The sequence below is a fragment of the Ruegeria sp. HU-ET01832 genome (genome assembly GCF_040371315.1).
Lineage (GTDB): Bacteria > Pseudomonadota > Alphaproteobacteria > Rhodobacterales > Rhodobacteraceae > Ruegeria > Ruegeria lacuscaerulensis_A.
Genome location: NZ_BAABWL010000001.1, coordinates 137769 through 157149, shown reverse-complemented (window position 1 = coordinate 157149; position 19381 = coordinate 137769). Strand labels below are relative to the sequence as shown.

At 56.8% G+C, this 19381-nt stretch carries 19 protein-coding genes; 4 read left to right on the top strand and 15 right to left on the bottom strand.

What is annotated here, in order from left to right; all coding sequences use genetic code 11:
• Window positions 1–17: 17 nt before the first annotated feature.
• Complete coding sequence (locus ABWV79_RS00820; protein WP_170354178.1) at window positions 18–887, top strand: acyl-CoA thioesterase; 870 nt, start codon at window positions 18–20, stop codon at window positions 885–887.
• On the opposite strand, the gene ABWV79_RS00815 is transcribed toward ABWV79_RS00820, so the two are convergent.
• From ABWV79_RS00815 to ABWV79_RS00760, 12 genes are all read right to left on the bottom strand, one after another.
• Window positions 884–1651: an SDR family oxidoreductase gene (locus ABWV79_RS00815; RefSeq protein WP_353389742.1), complete on the bottom strand. Its 768-nt coding sequence runs from the start codon at window positions 1649–1651 to the stop codon at window positions 884–886. The genes ABWV79_RS00820 and ABWV79_RS00815 overlap by 4 nt on opposite strands.
• Before the next feature lie 111 nt (window positions 1652–1762).
• A complete protein-coding gene (locus ABWV79_RS00810; protein WP_353389739.1) occupies window positions 1763–2992 on the bottom strand; it encodes an acyl-CoA dehydrogenase in 1230 nt (409 codons plus the stop codon).
• Window positions 2993–3102: 110 nt separating this feature from the next.
• Window positions 3103–3792: a phosphate regulon transcriptional regulator PhoB gene (gene phoB / locus ABWV79_RS00805; RefSeq protein ID WP_170354175.1), complete on the bottom strand. Its 690-nt coding sequence runs from the start codon at window positions 3790–3792 to the stop codon at window positions 3103–3105.
• Window positions 3793–3795: 3 nt separating this feature from the next.
• Window positions 3796–4506 carry a phosphate signaling complex protein PhoU gene (gene phoU / locus ABWV79_RS00800; RefSeq protein ID WP_353389737.1) on the bottom strand — a complete coding sequence of 237 codons (711 nt, stop codon included), beginning with the start codon at window positions 4504–4506 and terminating at the stop codon, window positions 3796–3798.
• 16 nt (window positions 4507–4522) lie between these two features.
• Complete coding sequence (gene pstB, locus ABWV79_RS00795) at window positions 4523–5320, bottom strand: phosphate ABC transporter ATP-binding protein PstB (protein WP_353389736.1); 798 nt, start codon at window positions 5318–5320, stop codon at window positions 4523–4525.
• Between the two features lie 10 nt (window positions 5321–5330).
• A complete protein-coding gene (gene pstA, locus ABWV79_RS00790; protein ID WP_353389734.1) occupies window positions 5331–6692 on the bottom strand; it encodes a phosphate ABC transporter permease PstA in 1362 nt (453 codons plus the stop codon).
• On the bottom strand, window positions 6689–8161 hold the full coding sequence (gene pstC / locus ABWV79_RS00785; protein WP_353389732.1) for a phosphate ABC transporter permease subunit PstC: 1473 nt from the start codon (window positions 8159–8161) through the stop codon (window positions 6689–6691). Before pstC ends, pstA begins: the two co-directional genes overlap by 4 nt.
• Window positions 8162–8242: 81 nt before the next feature.
• Window positions 8243–9283 (bottom strand): substrate-binding domain-containing protein, encoded by a 1041-nt coding sequence (locus ABWV79_RS00780; protein WP_170354170.1) that lies wholly within the window; start codon window positions 9281–9283, stop codon window positions 8243–8245.
• Window positions 9284–9480: 197 nt separating this feature from the next.
• On the bottom strand, window positions 9481–10527 hold the full coding sequence (locus ABWV79_RS00775) for a PAS domain-containing sensor histidine kinase (RefSeq protein ID WP_170354169.1): 1047 nt from the start codon (window positions 10525–10527) through the stop codon (window positions 9481–9483).
• 22 nt (window positions 10528–10549) lie between these two features.
• Window positions 10550–11071 carry a gamma carbonic anhydrase family protein gene (locus ABWV79_RS00770; RefSeq protein WP_353389728.1) on the bottom strand — a complete coding sequence of 174 codons (522 nt, stop codon included), beginning with the start codon at window positions 11069–11071 and terminating at the stop codon, window positions 10550–10552.
• Window positions 11068–11709: a guanylate kinase gene (gene gmk, locus ABWV79_RS00765; RefSeq protein WP_170354167.1), complete on the bottom strand. Its 642-nt coding sequence runs from the start codon at window positions 11707–11709 to the stop codon at window positions 11068–11070. Before gmk ends, ABWV79_RS00770 begins: the two co-directional genes overlap by 4 nt.
• Before the next feature lie 15 nt (window positions 11710–11724).
• A complete protein-coding gene (locus tag ABWV79_RS00760; protein WP_353389726.1) occupies window positions 11725–12603 on the bottom strand; it encodes a YicC/YloC family endoribonuclease in 879 nt (292 codons plus the stop codon).
• Between the two features lie 309 nt (window positions 12604–12912).
• Between ABWV79_RS00760 and ABWV79_RS00755 the strand changes: the two genes are divergently transcribed.
• Window positions 12913–13533, top strand: coding sequence for a PAS domain-containing protein (locus tag ABWV79_RS00755; protein WP_353389723.1), 621 nt, complete (start codon window positions 12913–12915; stop codon window positions 13531–13533).
• 217 nt (window positions 13534–13750) lie between these two features.
• On the opposite strand, the gene ABWV79_RS00750 is transcribed toward ABWV79_RS00755, so the two are convergent.
• Window positions 13751–15121: a class II 3-deoxy-7-phosphoheptulonate synthase gene (locus tag ABWV79_RS00750; protein WP_353389721.1), complete on the bottom strand. Its 1371-nt coding sequence runs from the start codon at window positions 15119–15121 to the stop codon at window positions 13751–13753.
• A 169-nt stretch (window positions 15122–15290) separates the two neighbouring features.
• Between ABWV79_RS00750 and ABWV79_RS00745 the strand changes: the two genes are divergently transcribed.
• The gene (locus ABWV79_RS00745; RefSeq protein ID WP_170354163.1) at window positions 15291–16295 is read left to right on the top strand and encodes a GlxA family transcriptional regulator; all 1005 of its coding nucleotides are present in this window, start codon (window positions 15291–15293) and stop codon (window positions 16293–16295) included.
• A 5-nt stretch (window positions 16296–16300) separates the two neighbouring features.
• On the opposite strand, the gene ABWV79_RS00740 is transcribed toward ABWV79_RS00745, so the two are convergent.
• Together ABWV79_RS00740 and ABWV79_RS00735 are read right to left on the bottom strand one after the other, a co-directional pair.
• A complete protein-coding gene (locus tag ABWV79_RS00740; protein ID WP_353389719.1) occupies window positions 16301–16828 on the bottom strand; it encodes a GNAT family N-acetyltransferase in 528 nt (175 codons plus the stop codon).
• A gap of 80 nt (window positions 16829–16908) precedes the next feature.
• Window positions 16909–18009 carry a PQQ-dependent sugar dehydrogenase gene (locus tag ABWV79_RS00735; RefSeq protein WP_353389717.1) on the bottom strand — a complete coding sequence of 367 codons (1101 nt, stop codon included), beginning with the start codon at window positions 18007–18009 and terminating at the stop codon, window positions 16909–16911.
• A gap of 150 nt (window positions 18010–18159) precedes the next feature.
• On the opposite strand from ABWV79_RS00735, the gene ABWV79_RS00730 reads away from it, so the two are divergent.
• Window positions 18160–19341, top strand: a complete 1182-nt coding sequence (locus ABWV79_RS00730; protein WP_170354160.1) for an ABC transporter substrate-binding protein — start codon at window positions 18160–18162, stop codon at window positions 19339–19341.
• The last annotated feature ends 40 nt before the right edge of the window (window positions 19342–19381 follow it).

The following is a 19381-nucleotide window of genomic DNA, read 5'->3' as shown; positions in this document are numbered from 1 at the left end:
TCAATCGGAGAGCTGTCATGACCGAAGCCGAACGCGTTCTGCTGGACCTGTTGAATGTCGAAAGGCTGGAGGTTGACTTGTATCGCGGCACCGGTTCCGGCGGTGAAACGCCTAAACGGATCTTTGGCGGGCAGGTCGTATCGCAGGCCCTTGCCGCAGCGTACAGGACCGTCGATGATCGGCTATGCCATTCGCTTCATGCTTATTTCATAAGGCCGGGTGATCCAAGCATTCCCGTGATTTATCAAGTAGATCGCGCCCGAGATGGAGGTTCGTTCACAACCCGTCGCGTGGTCGCCATACAGCATGGCAAACAGATTCTGAACATGTCTGCTTCGTTTCATATCGTTGATGAAGGTTGGGATCATCACCACCCAATGCCTACGATGGAGGCGCCTGAAAATTATCCAGCGCGCACTGATCTGAGGAACAAGTATGTCGATCTTGTTCCTGAAAAACTGCAGGGTGAGTTATTGCGAGAGCGTCCGATCGAAGTTCGTGAGGCAAGCCATTTAAATCCTTTTGCGCCGGAAAAGTCCGACGATCGAAATCAGGTATGGTTTCGGATGAATGCCGCAGCACAAGCAGATCAAATCACACAACAACTCCTTCTGACTTATGCGTCGGATATGTATCTGATGAGCTCGGGGATGCGCCCCCATGGGTTAAGCTGGTTCACCGGCGAAGTGAATGGTGCCAGCCTGGACCACGCGCTTTGGTTCCATGCACCTGTTCATTTTGAGAACTGGCATCTCTATGCGATGGATTCGCCTTGGACCGGGCGAGGGCGCAACTTCAACCGTGGATCAATCTATTCTCAAGATGGCACACTGGTCGCTTCGGTTGCGCAAGAAGGTTTGATGCGCAAAGCCAAGAGGACAGTTTAGTTATTCTCGATAAACACTTGGTTTAACTTCCGCATTCCGCCAAGCCAGCGCTCATAGTCTCCGGCTTTGTGTCGGATGTATTCCAACACCTGAGGATGCGGAAGGATCAGAAATTGCTCGGCCTCTATGCCTTTGACGCAGGCATCAGCAACGTCCTCCGGCTCAAGCATGCCATCGATTGAGGCTACCGAGGTCTCATGACCTTTGGTCATATCGGATCGGACGGCCTGAGGACATAAGACAGACACGCGCAAACCTTTGTGACCATATGTCAAAGACAGCCATTCGGCGAAACCAACGGCGGCGTGTTTGGTGACGCCGTATGGTGCTGCGCCGGGCTGATTCAACAATCCGGCTGCAGACGCAGTCGTAAGGATGTAGCCGCCGCCACGCGACACCATGCGCGGCACCAGATGGCGCGCGGTCCAAACGTGAGACATGACATTGATCTTCCAGATCCTGTCCCAGTCCTCGTCGGGGACATCCAGACCTCCTAACGTCAAAATACCGGCATTCGCGCAGAAAAGATCAATGGGTCCAATGTCTTCTTCGACGGTATTGATTAAGTCTCTGACGCTGGCTTCACTGGATACGTCGCAGTGAAATGCGTGGCCACCAATCTCATTTGCAATGTCCGTAGCGCCGGCATGATTGAGATCCGAGCAAACAACCGTCGCACCTTCGGTAGCAAATCGACGGGCGAGACCTTCGCCAATCCCACCGGCTGCACCTGTTATAACGACGGTTTTGTCATTCAGTTTCATGAATCACTCCAGAGCCACGGGTTCAATTCGTGATCCTATGGTATTGGTAAAGAATGAAAAGTTGCATTTCATTCCACGCACTTAGTTACCATAATACCAATTACGCGATATTTAGTAGAAGGCTTGCAAGCCCGTTTGTGCGCGCCCAAGGATCAACGCGTGGACGTCATGGGTGCCTTCATAAGTGTTTACGGTTTCGAGGTTCACCATATGCCGGATCACTTGGAATTCGAGCGATATTCCGTTGCCGCCATGCATGTCCCGCGCCAACCGTGCGATGTCCAAAGCTTTACCGCAGTTGTTGCGCTTGACGAGCGAGATCATTTCAGGCGCAGCTTCGGCTTGGTCCATAAGACGCCCAACCCGCAGGCTGCCTTGAAGCCCAAGTGCAATTTCGGTTTGCATGTCGGCCAGTTTGCGCTGGAACAATTGTGTCTGGGCCAAAGGTTTGTCGAATTGCTTGCGATCCAACCCATATTGACGCGCAGCGTGCCAGCAGCATTCAGCGGCCCCCATAACTCCCCAGCTGATGCCATAGCGTGCGCGGTTCAAGCAACCAAACGGACCTTTTAGGCCCTGAACATGCGGCAACAGTGCAGTCTCGTCCACCTCAACGCCGTCCAGAACGATTTCTCCGGTGATCGAGGCGCGTAGACTTAGTTTGTTCTGTATCTTCGGCGCGCTCAGACCCTTCAGCCCCTTTTCCAGGACAAATCCACGGATTTTCCCATCATGGGCGTCGGACTTGGCCCAGATTACGAAAACATCCGCAATGGGCGCGTTCGATATCCACATTTTGCTGCCGGTCAAACGGTAGCCATCATCAATTTTCTCGGCGCGTGTCTTCATACCGGCCGGATCCGAACCCGCATCAGGCTCGGTCAGGCCAAAACAGCCGATCCATTCGCCGCTGGCCAGTTTCGGAAGGTATTTGCGGCGCTGCTCTTCGCTGCCATAGGCATAGATTGGGTACATAACCAGCGAGCTTTGGACCGACATCATGGAACGATAACCCGAGTCGACACGCTCGACCTCGCGCGCAACAAGGCCGTATGAGACGTACCCGCCCCCTAGCCCGCCGTATTCCTCGGGGATCGTCGTTCCCAGCAGGCCCATCTGGCCCATTTCGCGGAAGATTTCAGGGTCCGTTTCTTCATTCTGAAATGCCTCAGTGACGCGTGGTTGCAGCTTTTCCTGCGCGTAGGCCCGCGCGCTGGCCTCGATCATGCGTTCATCTTCTGTAAGCTGATCTGTCAGCCGGAACGGATCGTCCCAAGCAAACCGGCCCATGTCCGGAGCATCCTTGGCGCGCAGGGTCGGTTTGGTATCGGGGGCATTCATGGTCCATCTCCGCTCTGTCAGGTTTGACGCAACCTAGCTTTACCGACAGGTAAAAGACAGAAAGAGTTTGGCAATACCTTATGAGAAAAACTCATAAGGTAACATGCGCCCTACCCCAACGCGTAACCTGCGCCACGAACAGTTCTGACCGGGTCCGCACCGCCATGCTGGGTCAAAGCCTTTCGCAGGCGACCGATATGCACGTCCACGGTGCGTGTATCGACATAGATGTCGCGTCCCCACACCCGGTCGAGCAGTTGTTCGCGGCTCCAGACACGGCCGGGTTTTTCCATGAACGTGCTCAGTAGCCGGAATTCGGTTGGGCCAAGTTTCAGCGGCTTGCTATTGCGACTGACTTTATGCGTTTCCGAGTCCAGGATGATATCGTCAAACTCTAGCCGAATGCCAACAGTCGCCGGGCGCACACGGCGTAATTGCGTGCGCACACGGGCCATCAGTTCGACCACCGAGTACGGCTTGACCACATAGTCATCCGCACCGGTTTCCAGACCACGAACCTTGTCGACCTCTTCCGTGCGGGCCGACAACATGATGATCGGAATTGAACGTGTGTCAGGGCGTGATTTGAGGCGGCGGCAGACTTCGATTCCGCTCAGGTTGGGCATCATCCAGTCCAACACGATGATATCCGGGCTGTCTTCATCCACCAGCAGCATGGCTTCGTCACCGCTGGCGGCCTTGGAGACGCGGAACCCTTCTGCCTCGAGGTTATAGGCCAGCACTTCACGCTGTGCTGGCTCATCCTCAACGACCAGAACTGTAGGCTGATCTGCAGACATGGATCAGATCTCCTGCGGGATTTGGGACGTCGTGTCCGCCTTTGGGCGGGTCTCGGTCGGGCGTTCGCCGGTCACCAGATAGACAACCTGCTCCGCGATCGCGGTGACATGGTCACCCATGCGTTCGATGTTCTTTGCGATGAAATGCAGGTGCATACAGGACGAGATGTTGCGCGGGTCTTCCGCCATGAAGGTCAGAAATTCCCGGAACAACCCGTTATACATCTGGTCCACTTCTTCGTCGCGGTTAATGACGTCGGTCGCCAGTTCCGCGTCGCGCTGGATATAAGCGTCCAAAGCGTCGCGAAGCATCCGCTCGACTTCGCGCGCCATGCGGCGCAGGGCGGCGGCGCTGCCGTTGATCTCGCCCGCATTGACCAGTACCGTCGTCCGTTTGGCGATATTCTTGGAATAATCACCGATGCGCTCAAGGTTACCGGACACTTTCAAGACAGAAAGGACCAGACGCAAGTCGCTCGCAGTCGGCGCTCGCAGCGCGATCAGACGCGCGGTTTCCTCGTCAATCAACTCTTCCAACGCGTCGATGGCCTTGTCGCCCTGCCGGACTTCTTGGGCCAATTCTTCGTCTCGGGTCTCCAGTGATCTCGCGGCGCTCATGATGGCGGCCTCGACCAGCCCGCCCATCTTCATGATATGAGCCTGAATCGCCTCGAGGTCGCGGTCGAATGCGGATGCAATATGTTGTTCGCTCATGGTCTGATACCTGTCCTCAGCCGATCCGGCCGGTGATATAGCTTTCGGTGCGGGGATCTCCGGGGTTGGTGAAGATTTGCCCCGTCTCGCCGAATTCGACAAGGTTGCCGAGGTGGAAGAATGCGGTTTTCTGGCTGACCCGCGCGGCCTGCTGCATCGAGTGGGTCACGATCACCACCGAATAGCGCGAGCGCAGTTCGTCTATCAGTTCCTCAACCTGCGCAGTTGCAATCGGGTCCAGGGCCGAGCACGGCTCGTCCATCAGCAGAACCTCAGGCTCGGTCGCGACGGCGCGGGCAATACATAGGCGCTGTTGCTGACCGCCTGACAGGCCGGTTCCCGGGGCGTCCAGACGATCCTTGACCTCATCCCAAATCGCACCGCGACGCAGGGATTTCTCAACGATCTCATCCAGTTCCGCCTTGTTCTTGGCAAGGCCGTGGATGCGGGGGCCATAGGCCACGTTGTCATAGATCGACTTTGGGAATGGGTTCGGCTTCTGGAACACCATGCCCACTTTGGCGCGCAGCTGAACCGGGTCAACGCGTTTGTCATAGATATCCTCGCCATCCAGCAGGATATCGCCCTCGACCCGGCAGATGTCGATCGTGTCGTTCATCCGGTTCAGGCAGCGCAGGAAGGTGGACTTGCCGCAGCCCGACGGACCGATAAAGGCGGTCACGGTCTTGTCTTCGATCTGAACATCCACGTCCTTGATGGCGTGGGTGTCGCCGTAATAGACCTGAACCTTGTTCGCGGCGATTTTAATGGCTTTGGAGTCCACGGCTCTCTCCACTCGTGTCATGTCGTTCATAATAAGCCCCTTACCAGCGGCGTTCAAAGCGGCGGCGCAGGATGACCGCGATGGTGTTCATTGTCACAAGGAAGATCAACAGAATGATGATGCCCCCCCATGCGCGTTCGTAAAAGGCCGGGTCGGCGCGTTTCGACCATTCGTAGATTTGTGCAGGCATGGCCGAGTTTGGAGACAGGAAGCCCGCCACCAGCCCGTCGGGCGGGTTCGAGGCGATAAAGCCCACCATCCCGATCAGCAGCAGCGGCGCGGTTTCGCCAAGCGCCTGCGCCAGACCGATGATCGTACCGGTCAGGATACCGGGCGCGGCCAGTGGCAGAACATGGTGGAACACCGCCTGCATTTTCGAGGCTCCTACCCCCAGCGCCGCATCGCGGATCGATGGTGGAACCGCCTTGAGCGACGCGCGGGTCGAGATGATGATCGTCGGCAACGTCATCAGCGTCAGCACCAAACCGCCAACCAGCGGCGCCGAGGTCGGCAGGTGCATGTAGTTGATGAAGACAGCCAGACCCAGAATACCGAACACGATCGACGGTACGGCGGCGAGGTTGGATATGTTCACCTCGATGATATCTGTCAGCCGGTTCTGCGGCGCGAATTCCTCAAGATAGATCGAGGCCGCGACGCCAATCGGCAGCGCCAAAGCCAACACGACGAACATCATGAACAGAGAGCCCAGCATCGACACGCCGATCCCCGCGGCCTCGGGCCGTTGGTCGGAGGCGTCAGAGCCGAAGATGAAATCGGGGTTGAACGCCTTATACAGCACGCCCGCATCCCGCAGTTGATCGACAAAATCCAGCTGCGCCACCGTGATGCTTTTGTCATTGGCAATGGAGCCGCGGGTCACGCGGCCCTTCATGTAACCATCGACGCGGCTGTTGACCAGAAAGCGGAAGCTGACGGTTTTGCCGATCTCATCAGGGTTTGCGATCACATAGTTCCGCAGTTCAGCCTGTGCGGCTTTGGACAATATCTTACCCATGTCCTTGGGCGAAAGATCGGTCTGGATACCCAGCTCTTGCACTTCCATCTCAATCGCCGAGGCGATCAGCGGCGCGTAGCCAAAGGTCGAGACCTTCTTGATATCCTCGATATTGCGGTTGCCCTTCTTGTCCAGCTTGTCTTCTTTCAGCTCAACATTCAGCTCAAGGAAAGACTGCTGGAACGCTCCGGTGCCCGCGGTCACGATGTTTGTGACAAGCACGATCAGCATCAGCAGGCCGATACCGATGGCAGCAATCCCATACATCTTAAACCGGGATTCAGCCGCATTGCGTTTTTTGGTACGGGCATCCTTTTCGAACAGCGATCCGTGTTTGGAATGTGCCGCAGGTGCTGCGCCGGGGGTTTGGGAAATATCGGTCATTCGTACTGCTCCCGGTATTTGCGCACGATGTAGAGGGCGAAGATATTCAGCCCCAGCGTGATGATGAACAAGGTCAGACCCAGCGCGAAGGCTACCAGCGTTTCGGGGCTGGCAAAGTCGGTATCGCCGGTCAGCTGGCTGACGATCCGGGTTGTGATGGTGGTCATCGCCTCGAACGGGTTGCCCGAGAATTTGGCGATTGCACCGGCGGCCATCACAACGATCATCGTCTCACCGATAGCGCGGCTGGCGGCCAGCAGGATCGCACCCACGATCCCCGGCAGTGCGGCCGGCAGAACCACCTGACGGACGGTTTCGGAGTGCGTCGCGCCAAGACCCAACGAGCCGTCGCGCATCGACTGGGGTACCGCGTTGATGATGTCATCGGACAGCGACGACACGAATGGGATCAGCATGATGCCCATAACCAGACCCGCCGTCAGAACCGCGTTGGAACTGGCCATCCAGCCCACTCCGAATGCACCGCCTTCGCCGAACATTGACACTAGCGCGGGGCCAACTGTCAGCAGGGCAAACAGACCGTAAACAATGGTCGGGATACCGGCGAGGATTTCCAGTAACGGTTTGGCAATCGAGCGGGTCGCACCCGATGCATATTCGGACAGGTAGATCGCTGCGAACAGGCCGATTGGAACCGCCACTAGAAGCGCAATCAATGAGATATAAAGCGTGCCCCACAACAGCGGTAGGATTGATAGTTCCGAGCCCCCTCGGAAGTTCGGGGCCCAGGTACTGCCGAAGAAGAAATCCTTCCACGAATGCAGCTGGAAGAAGTTCATCGTCTCGAACAGCATCGACAGAACGATGCCCACGGTCGTCAGGATCGCGATGGACGCAGCCAGCAGCAGCAGCGCTAGAACGCCCTGTTCTACCACGTTACGCGCGCGGAACTCCTTGTGCGTACGGATATAGGCAAAGGCCGCGCCCAACAGTGCGACCGCGAGCACGATCACCTGCATCGCCACCGAACCGGTTCCGGTCATGCTGCGATAGGTTTGTGCAGCAACCAGAATGGGTTGCGTGATATCCTGCGTCAGCACCTGCCCTGCGTCTTTCAGCGTTTGGGTCAGCTGCGCGATGTCAGCATTTGCGTCTTGAGCCTGCGCCTGCGTCAAGGCACCGACGGCCACCGCGCCCTCAAGACCATCCGCCACCCGGCGGACCTCGCTCATGATCAGGCCCCGGTCGGACCCTTCGGGGATCGCGCTGTCGGGGATTATGCCCGTCACGGTGCTGTTCACGAAAACAGGTTGCGCCAGCAACCAGACAATCAGTACCCCGATGGCAGGGACCAGCGCCGTCAGAGCGACATTGTAGCCATAGTAGGACGGCAGTGAGTGCAGATCACGCGCATCCCCTCCGGCACTTGCCAAAGCACGGGACCGGCCCGTGAAAAATCCGATCACTGCCAGTGCAAGCAGGATGATCAACAGCCAGGATAATGCCATGGGAACTCCGTGGGGATGGCAGTGGTGGAGTCAAAAAGAACCGGGGCGCGCGAAACGCCCCGGTTCTAAAGTGTTAAAGGCTTAGGAGCCGCCGCCCAGAACGGTTTCGTTCGCAACAGCTTCCTGAACTTTTACCAGCTCGGGATCCGAAACCAGACCGTATTCGGCCAGCGGGCCGTCGGGGCCAGCGATCTCGTCTGCGACGAAGAACTCAGCATACTCTTTCAGGCCAGGGATCACGCCGATATGGGCTTTCTTGACGTAGAAGAACAGCGGACGCGACACAGGGTATTCGCCGGTTGCGATCGACTCGGTCGAAGGCACGATGCCGGACATGGTCGCAACTTGCAGCTTGTCGGTGTTGTTCTCGTAGAACGCCAGACCAAAGACGCCGATGCCGTCTTTGTTGCTGTCGATACGTGCCAGAGTTTCAGTGTAGTCGCCGTCAATGTCGACCGACACGCCGTCGGTGCGGATCGCGATGCACTGTTTTTCGGCTGCTTTCTTGTCGTCGCCGGCTGCTGCCTTGAACACTTCGAAATCGCCCAGGTGCTCACAACCTGCCAGGATGACCTTGTCTTCGAACACTTCACGGGTGCCGTGCTTGGTGCCCGGGATGAAGGTTGCGATCGGTTGCGCCGGGAAGTCCGGGTTCACGTCGGCCCAGGTCTTGTTGGGGTTGTCGACAACTTCACCGTCTACGACGATTTTCGCGGCCAGCGCTTTGTACCAGTCTTCCGGCGTGAACTCGAAAGAGTTGCCGTTGATGTCGGATGCGAAAACGATGCCGTCATAACCGATCTGAACTTCGATGATGTCGGTTACACCGTTTTCGGCGCAGGCTTTGATCTCTTTTTCGCGGATGGCGCGCGATGCGTTGGCCACGTCGATGGTGTTTTCGCCAACACCTTCGCAGAAGCGCTTGAGGCCAGCCGAGGAACCGCCCGATTCAACAACCGGTGTCGGGAAGTCAAAGTTTTCACCGAAGGCTTCGGCAACGATCGAGGCGTAAGGCAGAACGGTCGAGGAACCGGCAACCTGAACTTGATCACGTGCAGCAGCAGTAGTGGCCGAAACGGCAGCAATCGCCAGAGCAGAAGCCGACAGTTTTACAAAGGACATCTCAGTCTCCTTGAGAAAGATAACAAATGATCACCCCCATGATGATCTTGGGCGAACCCCTAGAAGCCGCGCGTAAGCCTTTTGTGACAAGTTTGTAACGGTTTTATGACAACTGAATTTGTTTCAACGTGACCCAGCGTAAACGTAAAGAAAGCAGACAACCACGTGGGACTTTCAGGGGTATCATAAACTTGATGTCATCGGGGCAGAATGACAGTAAAAACAGAGCCTTTCCCCAAGTCGCTTTCGACCCTAAGCCGCCCGCGGTGGCGATTCACGATGTGTTTCACAATCGCCAGCCCCAGCCCTGTTCCACCAAGTTGCCGCGACCTGTGGCTGTCCGCGCGATAGAATCGTTCTGTCAGGCGCGGCAGGTGAACGGGATCAATGCCCGGCCCTTTGTCTATCACCTGAACCCGCACTGCGGGTCCCCGCATCGCCGTATCCCGGTCCGAGGCCGTTGCATGAACGTCCACACGCCCACCACTGCCGCCATACTTTATTCCGTTTTCAATCAGGTTGGTAAAAACCTGCCGTAATTGATCGCTGTCGCCAACTATCGACACAGGCCCGTGCGTTTCACTGAGAACCAGCTCGACGCCCGCGTCCTCTGCTAGGGGGCGCAAGGAATTGATAATGGATTGCAACAGCCCGATCAGTTCCAACTGCTCTTTCGGGCGCACCCGTTCTTCACTTTCCACGCGGTTCAGTGAAAGTAAGTCGTCGACCAGACGGTTCATACGGCTGGCCTCGTCGGTCATGATCTGCAGAAACCTGTCCCGGGCGGCGACATCATCGCGTGCGGGTCCGCGTAGCGTTTCGATGAACCCCATCAAAGCCGTTAGCGGCGTGCGCAGCTCGTGGCTGACATTGGCGACAAAGTCTCGTCGCATCTGGCTGGCCTGTTCCAGATGTGTCACGTCCTGAAACGTCGCAAGAACCGCCCCGCCCGAGACGGCCCCCACCCCGTTCATATACCGGCATTCAACTTCGAAGGTTGTATCCTGCGCCCCGTCATTTGCCAGATGTCGGGTTCTAGTGGTGCCTTTCGAACGCAAGCTCTGTTCCATCGCGTCGATAACCTGCGGTTGCCGCAGGATCGTCGCGAAGTGGCGCGTCTCGATGTTTTTGCCCAACATCGTCGTGGCGTCCGTGTTCGCAGCAATGATCCGCTCGGTCTGATCGACCAGCAAAGCAGGCATGGGAATGGCCGACACGAATTCGGCAAGAAGGTTTTCGGACATGGACGTCAACTCTTGCAGGCACTCAGACCCGTTTCATGGTGTCCCGGAATTTGCGCATATTGCTTTGGTAGTGCAACGCACTGAGCGTCAGTTTCTGCGCGGCCGCGTCATCCAACTGACGAATGACCTTACCCGGCGAACCCATGACTAACGAGTTGTCGGGGATTTCCTTACCTTCAGTGATCAGGGCTCCGGCTCCGATCAGGCAGTTCTTGCCGATTTTGGCCCCGTTTAGAACAATGGCCCCCATTCCGATCAAGGAGTTTTCGCCAATCGAACAGCCGTGCAGCATGACCTTGTGACCAATCGTACAGTTCTTGCCAATGGTCAGCGGAAAACCCGGGTCGACATGCATGACGCAGTTTTCCTGAACGTTACTGCCCTCGCCTACACGGATTTCCTCGTGATCGGCACGCAGTGTGCTGCAAAACCAAACCGAGGCCCCCTCTTCCAACACCACTTTCCCGATCAGATTTGCATCAGGTGCGACCCACGTATCCTCATGAAGCTGCGGTGCGTGATCCCCCAAGGCGTAGATGGTCATGATTGTTCCTCAAATTCATTTTGCAGGTTGCGAACGTGGTTCTGAAGGCTGGGTTGCTGGATGCGGCGCATCCGCTCGGCGCTGACTATGGTTTTCAGCTTTTCCTCAGTCGAGTCTAAATCATCATTTACCAATACGTAGTCGTAATAGCCCCAGTGGCTGATCTCATCCCAGCTTTTTAACATCCGTTTTGAAATCACGTCGTCGCTGTCCTGCCCGCGCGTCTCAAGTCGGCGGCGCAGTTCCGGGATCGAGGGCGGTAGAATGAATATTGAAAGCGCGTGCTTGCCCAAATCCGAGTTTCGGATCTGTACTTCGCCCTGCCAGTCTACGTCGAACAGAACATCCTTGCCGGATTCGATCGACTCACGCACCGGACCGGCAGGTGAGCCATAGAAATTTCCAAAGACATGCGCGTGTTCCAGCATTTGTCCGTCGGCAACCTGCTGTTTGAACGCATCCTCCGAAAGGAAATAATACTCGCGGCCGTGTTCCTCGCCCGGTCGTGGTGCGCGAGTGGTGGCCGATACCGAGAATTTCAGATCCGAATCCCATTGCATCAACCTTTTGGCCAGCGTCGATTTCCCTGCCCCTGAAGGCGAGGACAGAATGATGAGAAGGCCGCGTCGATCCGCCATTTGGGGCTCCTGTCGTTATTCCACGTTCTGCACTTGCTCGCGCATCTGATCTATTGCGGCCTTCAACTCAAGCCCCACCGACGTCAGATCAGCGCTTTGCGCCTTAGAACACAATGTATTGGCCTCACGGTTGAACTCTTGCATCAGGAAATCAAGCTTGCGTCCGACCGCAACATCCTGCGCCAATAGGTCCCGAGCTGCACTTACATGGGCCTTCAGGCGGTCGACCTCTTCGGTGATGTCGGCTTTGACAGCGAGTAACGCCAGTTCTTGCGCGACCCGGTCGGGTTCGACCCCCTGCGCGTTGTCCAGAACCCGCGACAGGTTTTCGCGCAGGGCCTCTGCCATTTTGTCTTTGCGCTGCTCAGCAAGATCTGCGGCCTGGTCGGTCAAACTGGCAACTTGGTCCAGCTGTCCACCCAAGACCCGAAACAATGCCTGACCTTCGCTTTCCCGCATTTGGATGAAATCGCTCAGGACGTCCTTAAACTCGACCACCAGGTGCGCGACCAGAGGCGCGGGGTCGTCAATATCACTGCCTGCATCCAACATACCTTTGAGCGATAGCAACTCGGCCGCTGAAGATGGGGCAAGTGTCACATCACGCGCCGACGCCAATTGCTGAGTTCGCACCAAAGCATCCAGCACCGCAGACATTGCGGTTTCGTTCAGCATCAGATCAGGTGCGGTTTCGTCTTTAGACAGCCGCAGAGAAAGGGTTACGTTTCCCCGGCTCAACGATTTTGACAGTTCTGCCCGTAAGGCGGCTTCAAGTCCGCTTAGCCAGTCCGGCATCCGCAATCGCAGATCAAGACCCTTGCCGTTGACGCTGCGCAGTTCCCACGTCCAGCTATGCGGGCCCAACGCGCCTTTACCCGATGCAAATGCGGTCATGGATCTGATCATGCCGGTTCCTTCTGTCTACGCCTGCGTTTGCCTGCCTGGCGCACCTAATGGCATTGGCCGCTTCAGAGCAAGAGTTTGCTGAGTTTGACGGCAAAGCCGACAAGTTAACCTTTCATTAAAGAATTAGTCCAAAATTGACTCAACCCGTGTCAATTTGATCACCGTTAGGACTGGTCAGTCAATGATGCCGCCGGTATCTGGCATTTTATGAAAATCGTGGTCGATTGATGCTAGGGTGATGAAATGAAAACCTTTTTCGGGAACGGATCCGGGTCAAGTTTTGGAAAGATCGTCGCTATGGATCGATTCGACAGTGGGCGCAGCCTGTCGCCCATCCGGCAGGCCGAGGCATATTGGACAGCGCTGCTGACTGGCGACAGTGTTCCTATGCGCACGCAAATCGACCCGCGCGGGCTTGAGAGCATACTGGAATATACCTTTATCCTTGAACGCATCGCGCCCGGCTTGGCACGTTTCCGACTGGCGGGCAGTCATCTGAACAAACTTGCGGGTATGGAGGTGCGTGGAATGCCTCTAACCGCGTTCTTCGAAGCAGAAGCGCGTGAACAGGTCACCGATACACTGGAACAGGTCTTTGGCGGCCCCGCGATTGCCGAGCTGGGTCTGATGTCGACCGGAGCGCTGGGTCGTCTCAAACTGGAGGCGCGGATGATACTCTTGCCGCTGAAAAGCGATCTCGGCGACATCAGCCGGGTGTTAGGCGTTATGGTCAGCGACGGTCCAACAGGCCCCACACCACGTCGGTTTGGCGTGCGCGATCGCAAGCTCCACCCTGTGTCCGAAGTTCAGGCCCCCAGCAAGCGTCCAGCGCCGGAACCTGCAGGTTTTGCGGAAGACACAGCAGAATTCAGCCGTCCCGGTTCGCATTTACGATTGGTCGTTTCGCGTGACGACTAACGGAGTTGGCGCCTGGTCCGAGTTGGCGCCTTCGGAAAAAGGAAGTTGGAGGATCTGACCAGATTTCCAGTAGCGCCCGACCTTGCGTTAGGGCGCTCCGTCCATACGCAACAGCGTGCGAGGATCGGATATTGGTTCAAGGTTCTGCAAATAAGGCGTCAAACAACAAAAGTCATTTGACGCCTTGCTTTCATTCGTTTGGAATATCCGCGCCCCGTTAACCGGCTTCGCGCTTAGTCCGATTGCGCCGCAATGACGTAAGCTCTTCCGCGACAAGGAATGCCAGTTCAAGCGACTGCGACGCATTCAGGCGTGGATCGCAAGCAGTATGGTAACGATCCGAGAGATCCTCTTCCGTTACGGCGCGAATACCTCCGGTACATTCGGTGACGTCCAGACCAGTCATCTCGAAATGCACGCCACCGGGGATCGTGCCTTCCGCCTGATGGACGCCAAAGAAGTCGCGCACCTCGCGAAGGACCGAATCGAACGGACGGGTCTTGTATCCCGTGGCCGACTTGATCGTGTTGCCATGCATCGGATCGCAGACCCAAGTGACCTGGGCGCCCTCTTCCTTGACCGCTTTGACCAGACGCGGCAGATGCTCACCCGCTTTACCGGCACCGAAGCGCGCGATCAGGGTCAGGCGGCCCTCTTCATTTTCGGGGTTCAGTTTGGCCATCAAAACCTTGAGGTCTTCGGCGGTCGTGGTCGGACCGCATTTCAGACCGATCGGGTTCTGAACGCCCCGGCAGAATTCCACATGCGCGCCGTCGGGCTGACGGGTACGGTCGCCGATCCAGATCATGTGACCCGAGCCGGCCAGCCAGTTGCCGGATGTCGAATCCAGACGGGTCAGCGCCTCTTCGTATTCCAGCAGCAGCCCTTCGTGGCTGGTGTAAAACTCCACAGTCGAGAATTCATGCGTGGTATCGGCATTGATCCCGGCAGCATCCATGAAGTCGATGGAATCCTGAATGCGGTCTGCGATTTCCGAGTATTTCTGAACGTCCTGATCGTCGGTAAAGCCCAGCGTCCAGGAATGGACGCGGCTCATATCGGCGAAACCACCGGTCGAAAATGCCCGTAACAGGTTCAACGTGGCCGCCGCCTGAGTGTAGGCTTGCAGCATTTTGGATGGATTCGGAATACGGGCTTCGGGCGTAAAGGCCAACTCGTTGATGATGTCACCACGGTAGCTGGGCAGCTCCACGCCATCAATCACCTCGGTCGGCGCGCTACGCGGTTTGGCGAATTGACCCGCCATGCGGCCCACTTTGACCACCGGCACCTTGGCGCCATAGGTCAGAACCATGGCCATCTGCAGCATTACTTTGAAGGTGTCACGGATCGCATCCGCGCTGAATTGTTCAAAGCTTTCAGCACAATCCCCGCCCTGCAGCAGGAATGCCTCGCCGCGGCCAGCGGCACCCAGTTGCTGTTTTAGGCGTCGCGCCTCGCCCGCAAAAACCAGCGGGGGATACTGTGCAAGCTGGGCCTCGACCTTGGCCAGCGCGGCCGCGTCGGTATAGTCTGGCATCTGAACCCGGGGCTTGTTGCGCCAGTTCGATTTTTGCCACTCGGTCATAGCTTTGATCTCCGCTGAAGTATTCAGGTCGTCTCTATACAAAATGCATTGCTGAGTGACCATATCCGATTTGCGCCCCTTGACGACCTAAACAACCTTTGATCATGGTGGCTGTCACATCTGTCGCCAGACGCAACGTCATCAGGCGCCGAATCAAGGACACCTCGCCATGCAAGAGCAACGCCAAGTTGTCACGGTGCAAGACACTGCGGCCAACCCCCGGAATTTCGTATTTGTCCTGCTGGACAAGTTTTCGCTTTTGTCATTCGCTTCGGCGCTGGACAGTTTGCGTATCGCGAACCGGATGGCTGACAAAGATCTGTATTCCTGGACCTTCGCGGGCGAAGGAGGCGAGACTGTCAAATGCTCGGCCGGGACCGAGTTTAAGTTGGACACCGACCTGAATGAGTTGCAGCGCGATGACGTTGTGATGATTTGCGGTGGCGTCGACGTGCAGGCCGCGACAACCAAAAAGGTTCTGAACTGGGTGCGGCGTGAAGCACGGCGTGGCCTCAAGATCGGGGGGTTGTGCACAGCTGCCTACACGCTGGCCAAAGCTGGTTTGCTGGACGGTAAACGCGCAACCATTCACTGGGAAAACGCAGACAGCTTTGTTGAAGAATTCGATGAGGTCGAGCTGACCAAGTCTGTTTTCCAAATTGACGGCAACCGGATGACAACGGCGGGCGGGACGTCGTCGATTGATCTGATGTTGAAGATTATTGCTGATGACTATGGTGAAGATCTTGCTAATGCCGTTGCCGATCAAATGATCTATTCCTCGATCCGTACGGATCAGGACACTCAGCGTCTTTCCACACCTACCCGGATCGGCGTTCGGCATCCAAAGCTTAGCCAAGTTATCCTGATGATGGAAAAGAACATCGAAGAGCCGATCTCGCCCTCGATTCTGGCCAAAGACGTGGGTATGTCGACCCGTCAGTTGGAACGCCTGTTCCGCCGCTATCTAAGCAGGTCGCCCAAGCGGTATTACATGGAGCTGCGCCTGCACAAGGCGCGCAACTTGCTGATGCAAACCGATATGAGTGTGATCAACGTGGCCCTGGCCTGTGGCTTTGCCTCACCCAGCCATTTCTCGAAGTGCTATCGTGCGCATTACAACACGACGCCTTACCGCGAACGCGGAGCCCAAGCCGGGCGGCTTTCCGTCTGACCGGGCTACAGGGTCTTAGCAAAGTAGTGTAGATGCGGTCTCAGCATGGGCTGATCCAGATAGGTGGTCGTCTCGATGGGTTCGGAAAGCTCTACAAATCCCAATTTCGGATACAGGTTCCGCATCTCGATATTCGGCGTAAGCGTGTCGGCCACCAGGCGCTTTAGTCCCAAGGAACGCGCCGCGTCCTCTCGCGCTTGAATCAAGGCTCGCCCTGCACCTGTGCCGCGTGCAGTTTCGGTCACGAACACCCGTTTCAATTCACCAGTTTCCTGATCCAGACGTTTCATCATGCCGCATCCTATGATCTGACCTGTGCAGTCTCTCGCCAGAACCAGGCACCCGTTCGGCGGTAGATAGTCATCCGACCGCGCCCAAAACTCTGCCAATGCGCTTTTCGGAGCAGCCGGGTCTATTTCAAACCCCATGGCCGTCATGCGTTGAACGATCAACGCATAGTACTGAGACAGGATTCCGTTCAGCTCCTCGTGATCCGGCAGGTCGTCACACATTTCTATCGAGAAGTCGCGCAATGGACAGCACCCTGATATGACCCTGATGCCCCAAAACAAGCCTGGTTCAGGGTCAACAGTCAAGGATCGAGGCCAGCACCCTATGTGTCAGGCGAAAGCCGGAAAACCGCTCCTTGTCCAACGGAAATGAACCAGATCGTTCCGTCCGGTGCTTCGACGATATCCCGAACGCGTTCCGTTTCGGGGCCTTTGATCTGTTCGACTTCTTTCAGGGGGGTACCTGTTAGTCGGGCGATGTAGTTGAATTTGAGCGATCCAACGAAAATATCCCCTGCCCATTGCGGCCACAGTTTTCCCGAATAGACCAACAAGCCGGACGGAGCGATCGATGGATCCCAATAGTGACGCGGCTGCTCCATTCCGTCCTTGGCGGTACCTTCGCCAATACTTTGTCCGGAATAGTGCTTTCCGTATGAAATCACGGGCCATCCATAGTTTAAGCCGGGGCGGATCAAGTTCACTTCGTCGCCTCCGCGCGCACCATGTTCCGATGTCCAAAGCCGGCCTTGGGCGTCCAGCCCCGCGCCTTGTGGATTTCGGTGCCCATAGGACCAAATCTCGGGCCGAATATCGGTTTGGCCCACGAACGGGTTATCCGCGGGGACAGAGCCGTCGCGATTGATGCGGACCACTGTGCCAATATGGTTCGACCTGTCTTGCGCCTGAGGACGATCACCGCGATCTCCGATTGTGACGAACAGTCTCCCGTCCGTCGCTTCGACCACCCGCGAGCCGAAATGGCGACCGCCCGAGCCTCCGGGCAGCGCCTCAAAAATCACCCGTAGGTTCGTCAAACGATCTCCACTTTGCGACAAACGCGCCACGGCAAGTGCAGTGCCAGCACCACCCCGCTGTGATTTTGAAAATGTCAGGAAAATTTCACGGCTCTGGTCAAAATCCTTTGGTACCGTGACATCCAGCAACCCACCTTGCCCGTTCGCAACCACTTTCGGAACACCGCGCACAGGGTTGGCTGTTCCTTCTGCGACATACAACAACTCACCATCCCGTTCGGTCACGAGAAATGCGCCGTTGGGCAGAATACCGATGGCCCATGGCGTATCCAGGTCCTCGACCATCGTGTCGACCTGAACATTCCCGGCGGAGGTTTTCAGCGTATCCGCCAAAGCGGAACCCGTGCCGAACATAAAAACAAGAATCGCAAATACCCGAACCGTCATGTTTTTCACCTTGGAACCGCTGTGTTAGCACTAAGAAAACAAATAGGTTTCCTCTCGACAAAAACACGTTTTCGTTAGGACTTTTCTTTTCCGAACAGCTTGCCTAGGGTCGTGACCAGAACGAATACGTTCACAATAGGGAGTAACCATATGAAAAAGCTGCTTACTGCAACTGCAGCATCCGCTCTGCTGGCTGGTCCGGCACTGGCCGAAGACATTTCGCTGGGTGTTCTGTTTGGCTTCACCGGACCGATTGAATCGCTGGCCCCGGCCATGGGTTCGGGTGCCGAGATGGCGATGGCCGAGGTCACCGAATCCGGCAAGCTGCTGGATGGCACCAAAGTGACCGCGTCGCGTGCAGACACTGGCTGTATCGACAATGGTCTGGCCACCTCGAACGGGGAACGCATGATCGCGGATGGCGTTGCCGGCATCATTGGCGGCGATTGCTCGGGCGTGACCGGCGCGATCCTGCAAAACGTCGCGATCCCGAACGGCATGGTGATGATTTCGCCGTCGGCGACCTCGCCCGGCCTGTCGACCATGGAAGACAACGGCCTGTTCTTCCGCACCGCCCCGTCGGACGCGCGTGAAGGTCAAGTGATGGCGGACATCCTGAATGACCGTGGCATCAGCTCGATTGCTTTGACCTACACCAACAACGACTACGGCAAGGGTTTGGCAGACGCGATCCAGTCCTCGTTTGAGGCGTCAGGTGGCGAAGTGACCATCGTTGCCGCACACGAAGACGGCAAAGCCGACTACTCGGCCGAAGTGGGCGCGCTGGCCTCGGCCGGTGGCGACATTCTGGTTGTCGCGGGTTATCTCGACCAAGGTGGTCTGGGCATCATCCAGTCGGCGCTGGACAGCGGTGCGTTTGACACATTCGGTCTGCCCGGCGGCATGATCGGTGACTCGCTGCCCAACAATGTTGGCCCCGACCTGAACGGTTCGTTCGGTCAGATCGCCGGTTCGGGTGGTGAAGGTGCCGAGAAGTACTTTGCCATGGCCGAAGCTGCAGGTTTCGACGGTTCGTCGCCTTATTCGCCGGAAAGCTATGACGCGGCTGCGCTGTTCATGCTGGCGATGCAGGCGGCCGGATCCACAAACCCCGCTGACTACGGTGCGAAAATCATGGATGTCGCCAATGCTCCGGGCGAAAAAATCTATCCCGGTGAGCTGGCCAAGGGTCTGGAACTGCTGGCCGCAGGTCAGGACATCGACTATGTCGGCGCGTCCGGCGTTGAGCTGATCGGCCCCGGTGAAAGCGCGGGCTCGTACCGCGAGATCGAAGTGACCGACGGCGAAAACAAGACCGTCAACTTCCGTTGATCCGTCGAATACAGTCATAAAAACAAACAGCCCGGGCCTT

Excerpts from the sequence above, each read along its gene's own strand:
- pstB (WP_353389736.1), bottom strand. The coding sequence starts at position 5,320 with ATGAACGACATGACACGAGTGGAGAGAGCCGTGGACTCCAAAGCCATT.
- phoB (WP_170354175.1), bottom strand. The coding sequence starts at position 3,792 with ATGTCTGCAGATCAGCCTACAGTTCTGGTCGTTGAGGATGAGCCAGCA.
- ABWV79_RS00755 (WP_353389723.1), top strand. The coding sequence starts at position 12,913 with ATGGATCGATTCGACAGTGGGCGCAGCCTGTCGCCCATCCGGCAGGCC.
- ABWV79_RS00775 (WP_170354169.1), bottom strand. The coding sequence starts at position 10,527 with ATGTCCGAAAACCTTCTTGCCGAATTCGTGTCGGCCATTCCCATGCCT.
- ABWV79_RS00735 (WP_353389717.1), bottom strand. The coding sequence starts at position 18,009 with ATGACGGTTCGGGTATTTGCGATTCTTGTTTTTATGTTCGGCACGGGT.
- ABWV79_RS00750 (WP_353389721.1), bottom strand. The coding sequence starts at position 15,121 with ATGACCGAGTGGCAAAAATCGAACTGGCGCAACAAGCCCCGGGTTCAG.
- ABWV79_RS00745 (WP_170354163.1), top strand. The coding sequence starts at position 15,291 with ATGCAAGAGCAACGCCAAGTTGTCACGGTGCAAGACACTGCGGCCAAC.
- ABWV79_RS00820 (WP_170354178.1), top strand. The coding sequence starts at position 18 with ATGACCGAAGCCGAACGCGTTCTGCTGGACCTGTTGAATGTCGAAAGG.
- ABWV79_RS00815 (WP_353389742.1), bottom strand. The coding sequence starts at position 1,651 with ATGAAACTGAATGACAAAACCGTCGTTATAACAGGTGCAGCCGGTGGG.
- pstC (WP_353389732.1), bottom strand. The coding sequence starts at position 8,161 with ATGGCATTATCCTGGCTGTTGATCATCCTGCTTGCACTGGCAGTGATC.
- pstA (WP_353389734.1), bottom strand. The coding sequence starts at position 6,692 with ATGACCGATATTTCCCAAACCCCCGGCGCAGCACCTGCGGCACATTCC.
- ABWV79_RS00810 (WP_353389739.1), bottom strand. The coding sequence starts at position 2,992 with ATGAATGCCCCCGATACCAAACCGACCCTGCGCGCCAAGGATGCTCCG.
- phoU (WP_353389737.1), bottom strand. The coding sequence starts at position 4,506 with ATGAGCGAACAACATATTGCATCCGCATTCGACCGCGACCTCGAGGCG.
- ABWV79_RS00770 (WP_353389728.1), bottom strand. The coding sequence starts at position 11,071 with ATGACCATCTACGCCTTGGGGGATCACGCACCGCAGCTTCATGAGGAT.
- ABWV79_RS00780 (WP_170354170.1), bottom strand. The coding sequence starts at position 9,283 with ATGTCCTTTGTAAAACTGTCGGCTTCTGCTCTGGCGATTGCTGCCGTT.
- ABWV79_RS00760 (WP_353389726.1), bottom strand. The coding sequence starts at position 12,603 with ATGACCGCATTTGCATCGGGTAAAGGCGCGTTGGGCCCGCATAGCTGG.
- ABWV79_RS00730 (WP_170354160.1), top strand. The coding sequence starts at position 18,160 with ATGAAAAAGCTGCTTACTGCAACTGCAGCATCCGCTCTGCTGGCTGGT.
- gmk (WP_170354167.1), bottom strand. The coding sequence starts at position 11,709 with ATGGCGGATCGACGCGGCCTTCTCATCATTCTGTCCTCGCCTTCAGGG.